The sequence below is a fragment of the Azospirillum cavernae genome, from assembly GCF_003590795.1.
GTDB lineage: Bacteria > Pseudomonadota > Alphaproteobacteria > Azospirillales > Azospirillaceae > Azospirillum > Azospirillum cavernae.
On sequence record NZ_QYUL01000002.1, the window covers coordinates 1,494,845 to 1,508,690 of the forward strand.

The window sequence follows — 13,846 nt, forward strand, 5'->3', positions numbered from 1 at the left end:
CGTCACCGGAATGACGAAAAGCCGCCGCTGGGACCAGCGGCGGCTTTTTTCATGCCTGAGGCGTGGGCGACGGGACCGTTCAGGGCGCGCCGCAGGACAAGACCCAAACGTCGTAGATGGCGTTTTCCATCGCCGACAAGCCGGGGCTGGACGCGAACATCCAACCGCTGAAGGCGGTCTCGGCCTGCTCGCCGGGCTTGATTTCCGTCACCTCCAGAAAGGCGGCGGCTTCCGGCGGGTCAATGGGCGGGTTTTCCCGGCAGGCGCGCAGGGTGATGCGCAGGCTGCCCATCGCCTTGGTCTCCCCCACCGCGATGGTGAAGGTGGAGGTTCGGGCCGTCACCTTGTCCAGCCATTGCAGCTTGGCGCCGGGGCGGGCGATCATCTGCTCCGGCTTGGTGGCGGCGCTGGCCGGAAGGGCGGCGGTCAGCAGGGCGGCGGCGAGAAGGGCCGCGCCGGTCAAGCGGGACAGGAGCGTCGAAAACGTCGTCACGTCGGATCGCTTTCGTGGTTGCGGAACTGCGATCATGCCTTCTATCGCGGAAAGCGCGTCGCCGTCCATGACAGGAGGGTGGGGCAGGAATGCGGCGAACGTCAGACCGTCTTGTCGGCGGCGAAGCGCAGGCGGACGTAATCGGCGGTCCAGCGGCCTTCGGCGTCGCGCAACTCGGCGGCGACGGAGTCGAGAACCTCGGCAATCAGGGCCGGTCGTTCCGCTTCCGAAACGCGGTTGAGGAAGCTTTGCGCGAAGGTGGTCAGCCACCCGGCCATGTCGGTGGGCAGCGGCGTCGGGCGCGGAATCAGCGCGATGCTGCGCACGGTGAAACCGGCGGCTTCCAGCTTGGCCTGATAGGAGTCGGGCGTCGGGAAATACCAGGGGTTGGCGGCCTTGCCGTCCAACCCGCGCCGGTCAAGCGCGGCCTCCAGCCCGGCGACGATCCGCCCGACATTGCCCGCGCCGCCAAATTCGGCAACGAAACGACCGTTGGGCTTCAAGGCCCGCGCCGCCCCGGCGATCACCGCGTCGGGCTGCGTCATCCAATGCAGGGCGGCGTTGGAGAACACGGCGTCGAACTCCGCCGTGAAGGGCAGGGCGTGGCCGTCAATCACGCGGGCGTCGAGACCGCGCGCGCTGGCCGTGGCGACAAACTCCGGGCTGGCGTCGGCGCCGACCACGGCGCAGCCGAACCCGACCAGACGTTCGGTCAGGGTGCCTTCGCCGCAACCCAGATCCAGAATGCGTTCCCCCGCCACTGGAGCCAGCAAATCCACCACCGGCATGCCAAGTTCCGGGACGAATCCGGCGTGCCGCTTGTAGCCGCCCGCTTCCCAACGTTGATCGGTGGTGGTCATTGCAAACCTTCATTCATTGTCATATCGGAACGATCCGATTTCAAAACGATCACGGCGCCTCAAACGACAAAGGGGGCCGAATGGCCCCCTTCGCGTGGTCGATGGCGCTGGCGATCCGCTCACATTTTCGGCGGTTGCGCCCCGGCGGCGGACTCCGCCGGTTTGCTCATGCTTTGCAGCGAGAAGATGACCTGACCCAAAAGCTGCTCCAGACCGGGCGTGCTCTGGGTGTATTCGATGCGACCGTTTGGCTTGATGAGGTCGGGGTCGCCACCCGGCTCAAGCGACAGGAACTTGCCGCCCAACAGGCTTTCCGACGCGATCACCGCCGCCGTGTCCTTCGGCAGCTTGACCGTGTTGTCGAGCACCAGATGGACGACCGCCTGATAGCTTTTGGGGTCGAGCGACAGGCCGACGACGTTGCCGACCTTCACGCCGCTGATGCGCACGTCAGAGCCGTTTTGCAGCCCGGTGATGCTGGAAAAATTGGCCGTCACCTCATAACCCTGCACCTTGCGCAGATCCGCGCTTTTGTAGGCGAAGGCCAGGAAGACGCCAGCGGCGACAAGCACGACGCCGCCCAGCACGGTTTCGATCACGTTCCGACGCATAAGATGATCCTGCTGCGGAGTCCGGCCGGTCAGGCCGGAGTCCAAGGCTCGTAATCGCCGGTCGCGGCCACCCGCTCGCCGCCAGCCAGCGCGTGGCCGGGCGGACGGTAGGCCTGGGTCGAACCGGACAGGTTGGGCAGATGCTCTTGCTGCCACGGCTTGCGCAGGCTGCTGGAGCCTTCGGGCAGCGGCTCTTTGAAGGTGTGGTGCAGCCAGCCGTGCCATTCCGGCGGGATCTTCGTCGCGTCCGGCTCACCGGCGTAGATCACCCAGCGGCGCTCGCGCGCGCCAGCGGGGGTGGTCTTGCTGCGGTAATAGACGTTGCCGAAACGGTCGCTGCCGACCTTCGCGCCCCGGCGCCACGTCACGAAATTGATGTGAATGTTCGCCAGTTTGGTGAACAGAGAGAGTGGCTCGGTCATCGTCGCTCGCGGATTCGGGGAAGCTGTCCCGCCCCGTTCGAGGCGGGCCGGTCGAATGCGGGCCGCACTATGACACCGCGAAGACGCCGCGTCCACACCCGCCGACAGGGCAGGGGCGGCAACGGCTTGAGATCAGGCGAACTTGCGGTCGGTCAACAGCAGCCGCAGGGCGAATCCCAGAAACAGAACCCCAGCCAACCCGTCCAGCGCGGTCTTCATCCGTTGGCTGGACAGCACGCGCCGCGCCGTTCCGGCGCACAGCGCGGCGACTCCGACCAGATAGGCCGCGCCCAGCAGGGTGATGAGGTTGCCCAGCAGGAAAATCTGCACCGCGACATGGCCCAACTCCGGGGCGACGAATTGCGGCACGAAGGCCAGTTGGAACAGGATGATCTTGGGATTCAACAGGTTGGTCAGCAGCGCCTGGGTGAAGACAGCCGAATCCCGTGCCGAGTCCCGCGCCGAGTCGCTCGCCGACGCTGGGGCGTCCGCGCCGTCGGCCCGGCTGACGATCGCGCTCCACAGCGACCGCGCGCCGATCCAGGCGAGATAGGCTCCGCCCGCGTAGCGCAGCGCGTCGAACAGGGCGGGGGAGGCGGCGATCAGGGCCGACACGCCGATGGCGGCGAGCAGCGCGTGGATGACGTTGCCCAGCGAAATGCCCAGCGTGGCGATGACGCCCGCCCGCCGCCCATCGGCGACGCTGCGGGTCAGCACCAAGAGGAAATCCGGCCCCGGCGCCAGCACCAGCACGCAGACGGCGATCAGATAGAGGTAAAGCAGATGGGGATCGAGCGGCAGCGTCATCGGAGAGAGCCTTTGCGATCAAAGCCGGTCAGTCGGGCCAGCGGCGGTGCAGCCACAGCCATTGGGCCGGGCGCGCGCGCACCCAATCCTCCAACAGCCGGTTCAGCCGTTCCATCACAATCCGGGCGTCGGCAATGCGGTCGCCGCTGGCCGGGTGTTCCAACGGCGGCAGGACGGTGACGCGGAAATTCGGCCCATCCAACCGTTCGGTCAGCGCCAGCGACAGCGGGATGTCCAGACGGATCGCCAGTTGCGCGGCGGCGGGGGCGGTCATCGCGTCGCGGCCAAAGAAGGGCACGGGGATGCCGTCGTTCATTTTCTGGTCGTACATGATGCCGACATGGCCGCCCTTGGACAGCTCGCGCAGCAGCTTGCGCGCGCCCTCCGCCCCCTTGGGGATCTGGGTGTCGGAGGCGGCGCCGCGCAGCTCGATCAACAGCTTGGCGACATAGGGATTGTTGGGCGCGCGGTAGACCAGCCCCAGCTTCAGGCCGCGCAGGCGGGAGGCGACCGATTGCACCTCCCAATTGCCCAGATGGGCGGCGACCATGATTCCGGCCTTGCCGTCGTCGCGCATCGAATCGACATGCTCGCCGCCGACGAACACCGTCCGGTCGCGACCGATCTCTTCCAGATGGGGGTATTCGGCGACCGTCCGGCCCAGATTGTCCCACATGGCGCGGATGATCGCCTCGATCTCCGCCGCCGGTTTCTCGGGAAAGGCGCGCGTCAGGTTGCGCCGGGCGGTGCGGGTGCCGGGCAGCCACGGCCCGACGGTCCGCCCGATCCAACCGCCCAGGGCCGAGGCGCGGTCCACGGGCAGCGCCCGGAACAGGCGTTGCACGCCATGGACGAAGGCGGCCTCCAACGGGTGGCCGACGCGGCGGGTCAGCCACTTGACGAGCGGGCTACGCGGCTTCGCCATGCGAGCCTCCCTTCAACGATGGGTGATCGAGCAAACGGTCAAGATCCGCCGGGACGTCCCAGACGATGGCGACCGGCAGGGCGGCGACGCGGGCGCGCAGATCGGCGGGCAGCCGTACGGCGTCCTTGGCGGTGGTGACGGGCAGGGCGTCCAGCGCCGCCGCTTGGTCGAGCAGCGCCTGAATCTCCGCCGCCTGATAGGGGTGGTGGTCGGCGAAGGATCGCCGGGCGACCACAGCGGCGCCGAGGGATTCCAGCGTCGCGAAGAATTTTTCCGGGCGGCCAATCCCGGCGAAGGCGAGAACCCGGCGTCCGGCCAGGGCAAGGCCGCTCTCGTCCGGCGCCAGCCGCGCGCGCAGAACGGGCAGGCCGCCAGCCAGGGCGGCGACTCCGGTCTGGTCCGGCCCAACGATGACCAGGGCGCTGGCGCGGCGCAGCCCGTCGGCGATCCGTTCGCGCAACGGCCCGGCGGGAATCAGCCGCCCATTGCCAAAGCCGACCGCGCCATCGACGACGACCAGCGAGCGATCCTTCAACAGGCCAGGGTTCTGGAATCCGTCATCCATGACGATGGCCCCGGCCCCCGCCGCGACGGCGGCCTCCGCCCCGGCGGCGCGGTCGCGGGCGACCCAGCAGGGGGCGGATTCCGCCAGCAACAGCGCCTCGTCGCCGACGTCCGCCGCGCCGTGGCGGGTGGGATCGACGCGCAGTGGCCCGGCCTCGCGCCCGCCATGGCCACGGGTCAGCGCGTGGGCGTTCACCCCGCGCGCGCGCAGCGCGGCGAGTATCGCCAGCCCAACCGGAGTCTTGCCCGCGCCGCCCGCCACCAGATTGCCAACGCAGATCACCGGAACGCCGACCCGGCGCGGCGCGCTCGCCGCCAGCCGCCGCCGTCCGATCAGCCCATAGAGCGCCCCCAGCGGGGCCAGAGCCGCCGCCGCCGCGCCCGGTGGCCGATACCAGAAAGCCGGTGTGCGCAACCGCGTGACTCCCGATCAGGCCGCCGAACGGATGCCGGCGGCGCCCAGCACCGGGGCCAAGGCGCCGAGCGCGCGGTCGACGATGCGGCGGTTGTCCTCCGTCACGCGGGCGGCCCCGGCGACGATTCGGGCGCGGGCGCGCTCGTCGGTCAGCAATTGGCGGGCGGCGGTGATGAGGGCCGGGCCGTCGGCGACCAACAGCGCCCCGCCCGCCGCCTCCAGCATGTGGGTGATCTCGCCGAAATTGAACATGTGCGGGCCGTACAGAACGGCGCAGCCCAGCAAGGCCGGTTCCACCGGATTCTGCCCGCCATGCGGGACGAAGGAGCCGCCCATGCAGACCACCGGCGCGGCGCGGTAGAACAACCCCAGTTCGCCCATGGTGTCGGCGACATAGACCGCGTCCTGCGGCCCTGGCAGGCCGCCGTCGGAGCGGCGGGCGACGCTCAACCCGCGCTCTTGCATCAGGGCGGCGATGGCCTCGCCGCGATGGGCGTGACGGGGAACCACGACGGTCAGCAGGCCGGGCAGGGCGGGGGCCAGCGCGGCGTGAACGGCGGCGGCGATTTCATCCTCGCCGGGGTGGGAGCTGGCGAGCAGCCAGACCGGGCGTCCGTCGAGCGCGGCGCTGAGCGCCGCCATCGGCGCGCGGGCGGCGGGCGGCGGCTCGGCGGAAAATTTCAGGTTGCCGACGCTGGCCACGCCGGGCGCGCCCAGGCTGCGCAGCCGGTCGGCGTCGCCCTCCGTCTGGGCCAGCGTGACCTGGAAGGTGGAGAGCAGCGCCCCGGCGAAACCCGGCGCGTTGCGCCAACGGGTGAAGGAGCGCTGCGACATCCGGGCGTTGACCAGCGCCGCCGGAATGGCGCGGGCGCGGATCCCGGCCAGCAGATTCGGCCAAATCTCCGATTCCGTCCACAGCACGGCGTCGGGCCGCCAATGGTCGAGGAAGCGGTCCACCGCGCCGGGCAGATCGACCGGCACGTAATGATGGATGGCGCGCGGCGGCAGGCGCCGCCCCATCAGCTCCGCCGAGGTGACGGTCCCGGTGGTCATCAGCACGGTCAGTTCGGCGTCGCTGTCCAGCAGACGGTCGATCAACACCAGCACGGAGTTCGCCTCCCCGACGCTGGCCGCGTGGATCCAGACCAGCCGCCCGTCGGGGCGCGGGCGCGAGGCCGCGCCGAAGCGTTCCGCCTGACGGGCGGAATCCTCTTTGCCGACGGCCCGGCGACGGTCGAGATACAGGCGAACCGCTGGCCCGGCGATGGTGGTCAGGCCGCGATAAAGGGTGTGCAGCATGCGGCTCGGAAACAAAAGGACGCGACAACGAACACGCCGCCGGACGTCCCCGGCAGCGCGCGCGGCGGCAGCTTAGCACGCCGGGGGCGTTGTTGCGATGGGGATGGTTTGGCTGGCGGGGCGCCGCCTTTTGGGGCGGAAGCCCGCCAGCCCATCGCTTACGAAAATGGCCGCAGGTTCGACAGGAACTGTTCCGCCGAGCGGCGCCACGAATAGCCCAGCGCGTAGTCGCGGCAGATTTGCGGGGAGATGGTCAGGGCGCCTTCGACCGCGCGTTTCAGATCCTCGTCCAGAACCCCGGCGCCCGATCCGTTGACCACGTCCAGCGGTCCCGGCACCGGGTAGGCGGCGACCGGAACGCCGGACGCCAGAGCCTCCAACAGGACCAGCCCGAAGGTGTCGGTGCGCGAAGGGAAGACGAAGACGTCGGCGGCGGCGTAATGCTGGGCCAACTCCTCGCCATGCTTGGCCCCCACCCAATGGACGGCGGGATATTTGCGTTGCAGCTCCTCGCGCGCCGGGCCGTCGCCCACCACCACCTTGGTTCCGGGCAGGTCGAGCTTGAGGAACTCCTCCAGATTCTTTTCCACCGCGACGCGCCCGACATACATCGACAGCGGGCGCGGCAGATCGAGGAAATTCTTGTCGCGCGGGCGGAACAGCTCCGTGTCCACGCCGCGCGTCCAGCGCTTGATGTTGGCGAAGCCCCGACCGACCAGCGCGTCTTCGATGGTCTGGGTCGCCACCATCACCGCCGAGGATGGCTTGTGGAAGCGGCGGACCAGCGCGTAGGACAGGATCAGCGGAATCGGCGCGCGGTCGCGCACATATTCCGGGAAACGGGTGTGGTAGGCGGTGGTGAAGGGCTTGCCATGCTTCAGGCAATAGGCCCGCGCGGCGAAGCCCAACGGCCCTTCGGTGGCGATGTGGATGCAGTCGGGCCGCAGATCCGCGATCATTGTCCAGAGGGAGCGTTTCGCGCCGATGGCCAGCCGGATTTCCGGGTAGGAGGGCATCGGCAGGGTGCGGAAACGGTCCGGGCCGATGACCTCGACCGTTTGGCCCATGCTCTCCAGCTCTTTGCGCACGGTGCTGATGGTGCGCACGACGCCGTTCACCTGCGGGTGCCACGCGTCGCTGACGATGAGAATGTTCACGCCGCCGCCTTCACCGCTGTGCGTTGCGCCATGGCTTCCGCCCAATGGATGATCTCCAGCGCGCCGTTGTCGTGTTCGACCAAGGCGGTGCAGGATTCGACCCAGTCGCCGTCGTTGCAATAGAGGATCCCTTCCATGTCGCGGATCTCGGCGGTGTGGATGTGGCCGCAGACGACGCCGTCGACCTTGCGGCGGCGGGCTTCCTCGCCCAGCGCCTCTTCAAACTTGCCGATGAACTCGACCGCCGTTTTGGCCTTGTGCTTCAGGTAGGCCGACAGCGACCAATAGCGGAAGCCCAGCTTGCGCCGCGCCCAGTTGAACACGGTGTTCAGTTGCAAAAGCACGACGTAAGCGTGGTCGCCCAGCAGGGCCAGCCATTTGGCGTAGCGCACCACCGCGTCGAACTGGTCGCCGTGGATGACCAGCAGGCGGCGCCCGTCGGCGGTGGTGTGGACCCATTCATCGACGACGTGGACGCCGCCGAATTGCAGGCCGCAATAATCCCGCGCCGCCTCGTCATGATTGCCGGGGACGTAATAGACCTGATCGCCCTTGCGCGCCCGACGCATGATCTTCTGCACGACGTCGTTGTGCGCCTGCGGCCAGTACCAGCCCTTTTTCAGCCGCCAGCCATCGACGATGTCGCCAACGAGAAACAGGTGATCCGATTCGTTGTGCTTGAGAAAATCCAGGAGATAGTCGGCCTTGCACCCCCGCGTTCCCAGATGAACGTCGGAGATAAAGATGCTGCGGTATCGTTTGACCGCTGGTACGGCGTTCATCTTCCGCTCCGTCGTCGCCAAGACAGGGGCCATTTAAGACATGGCCCGTATAGTCGCAATCGCATTGCTTGACAATGCCTCGCATAGGACGCACTTAACATTCGTTGTCTGGTGAGTTCTGGCAAAGAAACCGTCGTTTTATTGAAACGTCTTTGACTTTCAAGAGTCATTGATTTGACACACAGGGCGCCATCCGCGCCGTCGGACAGGAGCGAATCGTTGCGGGACTCAAGCGAATTGGGTGGGGTTGCGGTCGGGCCGGGCGCGGCGGCGACGGTTCGGCGTCTGCTGGTCATCCACAACCCGGTGGCGGGCGGTCGCCGGGCGCGGCGCCTGCGCGCGGTGGTCGAGCGGTTGGAAACGCAGCACGGCGTCCAGGTGCTGGTGCGCTCCACCGGCGGGCGGGGCGACGCGGAGGCCTTCGCCCGCGACGTGGTTCCCGGCACGGTTGACGCGGTGGTCGCGGCGGGCGGCGACGGCACCATCAACGAGGTCATCAACGGGCTGGCGGCCCACGCCGCCGCTGGCCGCGCCGTGCCGCTGGGCATCGTGCCGATGGGAACCGCCAATGTGCTGGCGGGCGAGTTGGGCTTGCCGACCGATCCCGACGGGGTGGCGCGGGTGTTGGCCAGTGCGCGGACGGCGCTGATTCACCCGGCGGTCGCCAACGGGCGGGTGTTTTCGATGATGGCCGGGGTCGGGTTGGACGCGCGGGTGGTCGAATGCGTGGACACCCGGCTGAAGCGCCGGATCGGCAAGGGGGCGTATGTCGTCGAAACCCTTAAGCAACTGGCGACGCGGCCCGACGTCCGTTACCGGGTGTCTCTGGATGGCGGCCCGGCGCAGGAGGTGGCGGCGGTGATCGCCGCCAAAGGGCATTTCTACGGGGGCCGCTTCGTCTGCGCCCCCGACGCCCGATTGACTGAGCCGGAGTTGCAGGTTTGCCTGTTTCCGCGCGGCGGTCGATGGAACGCGCTGCGCTATGTCTGGGGCGTCACCGCCGGGCGGCTGCGCCATTTCCCCGACTATCGCGTGATCCCGGCGCGGCGCCTGCGCATCGAAGGGCCGGTGGGCGATGCGGTGCAGGGCGACGGCGACGTCGCGGCGCGGCTGCCGGTGGACATCGCGCTGGCCGGTTGGACGTTGCCGGTGCTGGTGGGGCCGACGCCGGTGGGGTAGGGGGTGTGGATTGGGTGGGGTGGCGCTTGTTGGGGCGCAAGCGATGGATTACAGTTTGGCCATGGACGACGCACCCTTGCCTGGGCTGAAGACTGTGGCGGACGACGCGTTGCGGCGGAGTTTGGACGCTGACATTGCGCGTGGCCTCGCCGAACTTCAGGCGGGTGACGGCGTGGCGCTTGACGACGCTTTCAGGTCTCTTTGGGCGGAATTGGACGATGGCTCCATGACCACGCCAGTGACCACGCCCAAACGAACCGGGACGAACCGCCGCCATCCATGACGCCGCCATCTGTGACTGGGAGGCGCCCAACCAACGCGTCGCCGACGGCTTTGGCCGAGATTCGCGCGGCGGTTCTGGAACGTCGGGATTATGCCGGGCGGGATTCGGCGGCGCGCCTGTTGATGGCGATTGAAGACGCGGTGACGGCCTTGCGGCGCCATCCTGAGCTTGGGACCATTCGCAAGGATCTGACGGAGCACCCGGTTCGCTTCTGGCCGGTTGAGTGCTATTGGATCGTTTACACCGCGCGGCCTTTTCAAGTCGTGCGATTCCTCGGCGCCCAACGCGACATTGCGGCCCTGTTGGGATGAGGCGCCCGAAGACGCCCCATCCCCTTGATCCTCACAACCCGGCGATCATCATCCCGTCGATGCGCACGGTCGGCGCGTCCATGCCGAAGCACAGTTCCAGATCGTCCGCCGCCTCCAGATTGAGGAACATGTCCTTCAGGTTGCCGGCGATGGTCATTTCGTTCACCGGGTGGGTGATGACGCCGTTTTCGATCCAGAAGCCGCCGGCGCCCCGGCTGTAATCGCCGGTCACGCCGTTGACGCCCATGCCCATCAGGTCGGTGACGTAAAAGCCTTCCTTGATCTCGGCCAGAAGATCGGCGCGGCTGCGCTTGCCCGCCGCCATGTAGACGTTGGCCGGGGCTGGGCCGGGCGGGCCGGAGGTGCCGCGCGCGGCGTGGCCGGTGGTCGCCAGACCCAATTGACGGGCCGAACGCAGATCAAGCAGCCAGGTGGTCAGCCGCCCATCCTCGATGATGGTGTGGCGGCGCACCGCCACGCCCTCGGCGTCGAAGGGGCGGGAGCGCAGGCCGCGCATCACATGCGGGTCGTCGATGATGGTGACGCCCTCGGGGAAGATGCGCTCGCCCATCTTGTCCTTCAGAAAGCTGGTGCCGCGCGCGATGCTGGGTCCGCTGATGGCGCCGGTCAGATGGCCGAGCAGCCCGCGCGAGGCGCGCGGATCGAACACCACCGGCAGCTTGCCGCTTTTCATCCGGCGCGGATTCAGGCGGCGAACCGCGCGTTCCCCGGCCTCGCGCCCGATGTCGGCGGCGTCGCGCAGGTCGGCGCCATAGACCTTGCTGTCATAATCGTAATCGCGCTCCATCCCCGTGCCGGTCCCGGCCAGAACCGACGCGGACAGCGATTGCCGCGACACCCCGTAAGACCCGGCGAAGCCGTTCGAGGCGGCGATGGCGATGGTCGAGCGGCTCCACCCGGCGTCCGCCCCTTCGGAGTTGGTGACTCCCGTCACCGCCAACGCGGCCTCTTCGGCGCGGCGCGCGCGCTCCATCAGAATCTCGATGGCCGGTTCGGCGGGATCGAGGATGTCGATCTCGGGGAAGCTGTGGGCGATCTGTTCGGGGTCGGCCAGACCGGCGAAGGGATCCTCCGGCACCACCCGCGCCATGGCGACGGCGCGCTCCACCAACTCGCCCAGCGCCTTGGCGCTGCGGTCGGAGGACGAGACGATGGCCTGCCGCTTGCCGATGAACACCCGCAGGCCGAGGTCGCCCGATTCCGACCGCTCCAGCTTCTCGGTGGCGCCCAGGCGCTGGCTGAGCGAGACGGACGCGCTGTCGAACAGCACGGCGTCGGCGGCGTCGGCCCCGGCGGCGCGCGCCTTGGCGATCAGATCGCCCAGCAGATTCAGGATCTCCGGCTGGTCGTTCGGCGAAACAGGCATCAGGCTCTCCGGTTGGTCTCTCTTCTGTCTAGCAAATGGGAGGCCCGCACGGAACCGGGAAGGGGCGCCGCCGCGTTCACGTCCCCGTTCACGTCCCGCTCGCGGGCTTGTGAGTGGCCGGTCGGGCTGGTGGGGACTAGGCTGCGTGGCATGACACACGCACGCGCTCCCCTGATTTTGGCGGCTTTGGCCGCGTTGGTCGCTGGCGCCGCCGACCCGCGCCCGGCGCGGTCGGCCGACGCCCCGATCCTGGTCGAACTGTTCACCTCGCAAGGCTGTTCGTCCTGCCCGCCCGCCGACGCCTATTTGAAGGAGCTGGCGGGGCGCGACGACGTCATCGCGCTGTCCTTCCACGTCGATTATTGGGATCGGCTGGGCTGGCGCGATCCCTTCGCCAATGGCTGGAACACCCGGCGGCAACACGCCTATCAGGCGGCGCTCGGCCAACCTTACGTCTACACGCCGCAGATGGTGATTGATGGCCGCGATCAAGCGGTCGGCTCCGACCGCGCGGCGGTTGGCCGCATCCTGGACCGGCGTCGGGGCGAGGGCGCGGCGGTGGCCGTGTCGTTGGAGCGGACGGGCGAGGACCGCGCCCGCTTGCGGCTTCCCGCCGCGCCGGGGATGAGCGGGCGTTTGACCCTGTTCGGTTTTGACCGCAAGCAGGACACCGACGTGCGGGCGGGGGAAAACTCCGGTCGGCGCCTGCTGAACACCAACGTCGTGTCGGTGACGGAAGAGATTGGGCGCTGGTCGGGCGAGGCGGTGGACCGGCTGTTGAGCTTGCCGGAACCCAAAGCCGGACGCGGTTACGCCTTGGTTCTGACGCAGGAGGGCGGAACGCCCGCCACACGCGTTTTGGGAGCGGCCCAGGTGAAGGCCGCTCCCTGAAACAATCATGCTCTGGCGGGAGGATCAGGCCGTCTGGCGCTGACCGGCGTCGTCAAGCGCCGGAAGCGTCAACGCGAAGGCGCCGTTGCCCAGCAGGGCCTGCGCGGCGAGCATCAAAGTCCAGAAGGCGGGGAACTCCCAACCGCCGTTGGCCGAGGCGAACATCCAGCCGTTGCCGACATGCTGCAAGGTCGCGCCGATCATGATCGGCAGAAGGGCGAGCGCGATCCAGCGGGTGAACACCCCGGCGATCAGCAACAGGCCGCCGCCGACCTCGCCCAAAATGACCAGATAGGCGAAGAAACCGGGATAGCCGATGCTCTCGAAATAGCCGACGGTTCCGGTGACGCCGAAGGTCAGCACCTTCAGCAAAAAGCCGTGAGCCAGAAACAGCGCGCCAAGGGCGACGCGCAGAAGCAGGGCGGCGTAGGGGGCGGTGCGGGAGTCGATCATGATGGTCATCCTTTGGTCTGGGGCGCTCCGGTCAGGAGCGGTTTGTCTTGAAACAGACCATACAGGATGCTGGCGGCGCGATAATCACCGGATTTTGCGACGAGACGTTCTTGTGGAAGCAACAATACGCCGCCGCCGCTCAGCGGCGAATCGCGCTGCTATTCCGCCAGATGCGCCTTTGCGTAAGCGACAAGCTGGTCGAGCGCCGTTCCCCAACCGTCATGAAAGCCCATGTCGGCATGCTTGCGGGCGTCTGCTTCGTCGCCATGCAGGGCGCGGACGGTGTAGCGGCAGGAACCGCCATTCACCGCCTCAAAGGTGATGATCGCGGTGAACAGAAAGGGAAAGCCGGAGGAACCGTTGACGGGCCGGTATCCCGCCGTCAAGGCCGAGGTGAAGGACAGCCGCTCCTTGTCCACGACCTCCAGATAACAGCCCGGAATGTCCTCCATCACGTCGCCCTTGGGATCCAGGATCAGGCAGTGGAACGCCCCGCCAGGACGCACGTCCATTTCGACCACCCGCGCGCCATAGGGGCGGGGGCAGTACCATTGCTCCAGATGTTTCGGCACGGTCCAAGCGGTCCAGACCAAAGCGGGCGGCACATCGACGACGCGGGTCAGGATCAGGTCCGCCGCGTTGTTATGGTTGGTCGCGCTCATCAGGGTCTCCGTTCTGCAAGGTCAACAGATAGCCGTCCAACTGGTCGAGCCGCGTTTCCCACAGGCGGCGCTGTTCCGCCAGCCAATGTTCCGCCGCCCGGACGGGAGCAGGATCAAAGCGGCACAGGCGCACCCGGCCCCGCTTTTCCGAAACCATCAGCCCGCTGTCTTCCAACAGTTTCAGATGGGCCATGAAGGAGGGCAGGGCCATGCCGAACGGCTCCGCCAATTCCTTGACCGAGGCCGCGCCGCGCGCCAGCCGGGCGAGCACGGCGCGGCGCGTGGGGTCGGCCAGAGCGCGGAAGGTGCGGTCGATGTCGGGTTGATGGTGAGTCATTTTCCTAA

17 protein-coding genes are annotated in these 13,846 nt (G+C 68.1%); 3 read left to right on the forward strand and 14 right to left on the reverse strand.

Annotated elements, in window-relative coordinates; translation table 11 throughout:
• Positions 1–79 precede the first annotated feature (79 nt).
• The 10 genes from D3877_RS18545 to D3877_RS18590 all read right to left on the reverse strand — a co-directional run bounded on the left by D3877_RS18545 (position 80) and on the right by D3877_RS18590 (position 8,335).
• Positions 80–493: a DUF2155 domain-containing protein gene (locus D3877_RS18545; protein WP_238474956.1), complete on the reverse strand. Its 414-nt coding sequence runs from the start codon at positions 491–493 to the stop codon at positions 80–82.
• 101 nt (positions 494–594) lie between these two features.
• A complete protein-coding gene (locus D3877_RS18550) occupies positions 595–1,353 on the reverse strand; it encodes a class I SAM-dependent methyltransferase (RefSeq protein ID WP_119832149.1) in 759 nt (252 codons plus the stop codon).
• A gap of 119 nt (positions 1,354–1,472) precedes the next feature.
• Entirely contained in the window at positions 1,473–1,964 is a 492-nt protein-coding gene (gene mlaD, locus D3877_RS18555; protein WP_119832150.1) for an outer membrane lipid asymmetry maintenance protein MlaD, read from the reverse strand.
• A 29-nt stretch (positions 1,965–1,993) separates the two neighbouring features.
• On the reverse strand, positions 1,994–2,386 hold the full coding sequence (locus D3877_RS18560; RefSeq protein WP_119832151.1) for an NADH:ubiquinone oxidoreductase subunit NDUFA12: 393 nt from the start codon (positions 2,384–2,386) through the stop codon (positions 1,994–1,996).
• 132 nt (positions 2,387–2,518) lie between these two features.
• A complete protein-coding gene (locus tag D3877_RS18565; RefSeq protein ID WP_119832152.1) occupies positions 2,519–3,193 on the reverse strand; it encodes a LysE family translocator in 675 nt (224 codons plus the stop codon).
• Positions 3,194–3,221: 28 nt separating this feature from the next.
• Positions 3,222–4,118, reverse strand: coding sequence for an LpxL/LpxP family acyltransferase (locus tag D3877_RS18570; RefSeq protein ID WP_119832153.1), 897 nt, complete (start codon positions 4,116–4,118; stop codon positions 3,222–3,224).
• The gene (lpxK, locus tag D3877_RS18575; RefSeq protein WP_119832154.1) at positions 4,102–5,097 is read right to left on the reverse strand and encodes a tetraacyldisaccharide 4'-kinase; all 996 of its coding nucleotides are present in this window, start codon (positions 5,095–5,097) and stop codon (positions 4,102–4,104) included. The genes D3877_RS18570 and lpxK overlap by 17 nt, the downstream gene beginning before the upstream one ends.
• A gap of 15 nt (positions 5,098–5,112) precedes the next feature.
• On the reverse strand, positions 5,113–6,396 hold the full coding sequence (locus tag D3877_RS18580) for a 3-deoxy-D-manno-octulosonic acid transferase (protein ID WP_119832155.1): 1,284 nt from the start codon (positions 6,394–6,396) through the stop codon (positions 5,113–5,115).
• Positions 6,397–6,554: 158 nt separating this feature from the next.
• Positions 6,555–7,553 carry a glycosyltransferase family 4 protein gene (locus D3877_RS18585; RefSeq protein ID WP_119832156.1) on the reverse strand — a complete coding sequence of 333 codons (999 nt, stop codon included), beginning with the start codon at positions 7,551–7,553 and terminating at the stop codon, positions 6,555–6,557.
• Positions 7,550–8,335: a UDP-2,3-diacylglucosamine diphosphatase gene (locus tag D3877_RS18590; protein ID WP_119832546.1), complete on the reverse strand. Its 786-nt coding sequence runs from the start codon at positions 8,333–8,335 to the stop codon at positions 7,550–7,552. The genes D3877_RS18585 and D3877_RS18590 overlap by 4 nt, the downstream gene beginning before the upstream one ends.
• Before the next feature lie 219 nt (positions 8,336–8,554).
• On the opposite strand from D3877_RS18590, the gene D3877_RS18595 reads away from it, so the two are divergent.
• Both D3877_RS18595 and D3877_RS18605 read left to right on the forward strand, forming a co-directional pair.
• A complete protein-coding gene (locus D3877_RS18595) occupies positions 8,555–9,514 on the forward strand; it encodes a diacylglycerol/lipid kinase family protein (RefSeq protein ID WP_119832157.1) in 960 nt (319 codons plus the stop codon).
• 279 nt (positions 9,515–9,793) lie between these two features.
• Positions 9,794–10,108: a type II toxin-antitoxin system RelE/ParE family toxin gene (locus D3877_RS18605; RefSeq protein WP_119832159.1), complete on the forward strand. Its 315-nt coding sequence runs from the start codon at positions 9,794–9,796 to the stop codon at positions 10,106–10,108.
• 31 nt (positions 10,109–10,139) lie between these two features.
• Here D3877_RS18605 and D3877_RS18610 read toward each other — a convergent pair whose 3' ends face one another.
• Positions 10,140–11,495: a TldD/PmbA family protein gene (locus D3877_RS18610; protein WP_119832160.1), complete on the reverse strand. Its 1,356-nt coding sequence runs from the start codon at positions 11,493–11,495 to the stop codon at positions 10,140–10,142.
• Positions 11,496–11,645: 150 nt separating this feature from the next.
• Here D3877_RS18610 and D3877_RS18615 point away from each other — a divergent pair, with 150 nt between their 5' ends.
• Positions 11,646–12,386, forward strand: a complete 741-nt coding sequence (locus D3877_RS18615; RefSeq protein ID WP_119832161.1) for a DUF1223 domain-containing protein — start codon at positions 11,646–11,648, stop codon at positions 12,384–12,386.
• 24 nt (positions 12,387–12,410) lie between these two features.
• Here the strand turns inward: D3877_RS18615 and D3877_RS18620 are convergent, their stop codons facing one another.
• From D3877_RS18620 to D3877_RS18630, 3 genes are all read right to left on the reverse strand, one after another.
• On the reverse strand, positions 12,411–12,839 hold the full coding sequence (locus D3877_RS18620) for a DoxX family protein (RefSeq protein ID WP_119832547.1): 429 nt from the start codon (positions 12,837–12,839) through the stop codon (positions 12,411–12,413).
• A gap of 158 nt (positions 12,840–12,997) precedes the next feature.
• Positions 12,998–13,501 carry an SRPBCC family protein gene (locus D3877_RS18625; protein WP_119832162.1) on the reverse strand — a complete coding sequence of 168 codons (504 nt, stop codon included), beginning with the start codon at positions 13,499–13,501 and terminating at the stop codon, positions 12,998–13,000.
• Positions 13,482–13,838 (reverse strand): ArsR/SmtB family transcription factor, encoded by a 357-nt coding sequence (locus D3877_RS18630; RefSeq protein WP_119832163.1) that lies wholly within the window; start codon positions 13,836–13,838, stop codon positions 13,482–13,484. The genes D3877_RS18625 and D3877_RS18630 overlap by 20 nt, the downstream gene beginning before the upstream one ends.
• Between the last annotated feature and the right edge of the window lie 8 nt (positions 13,839–13,846).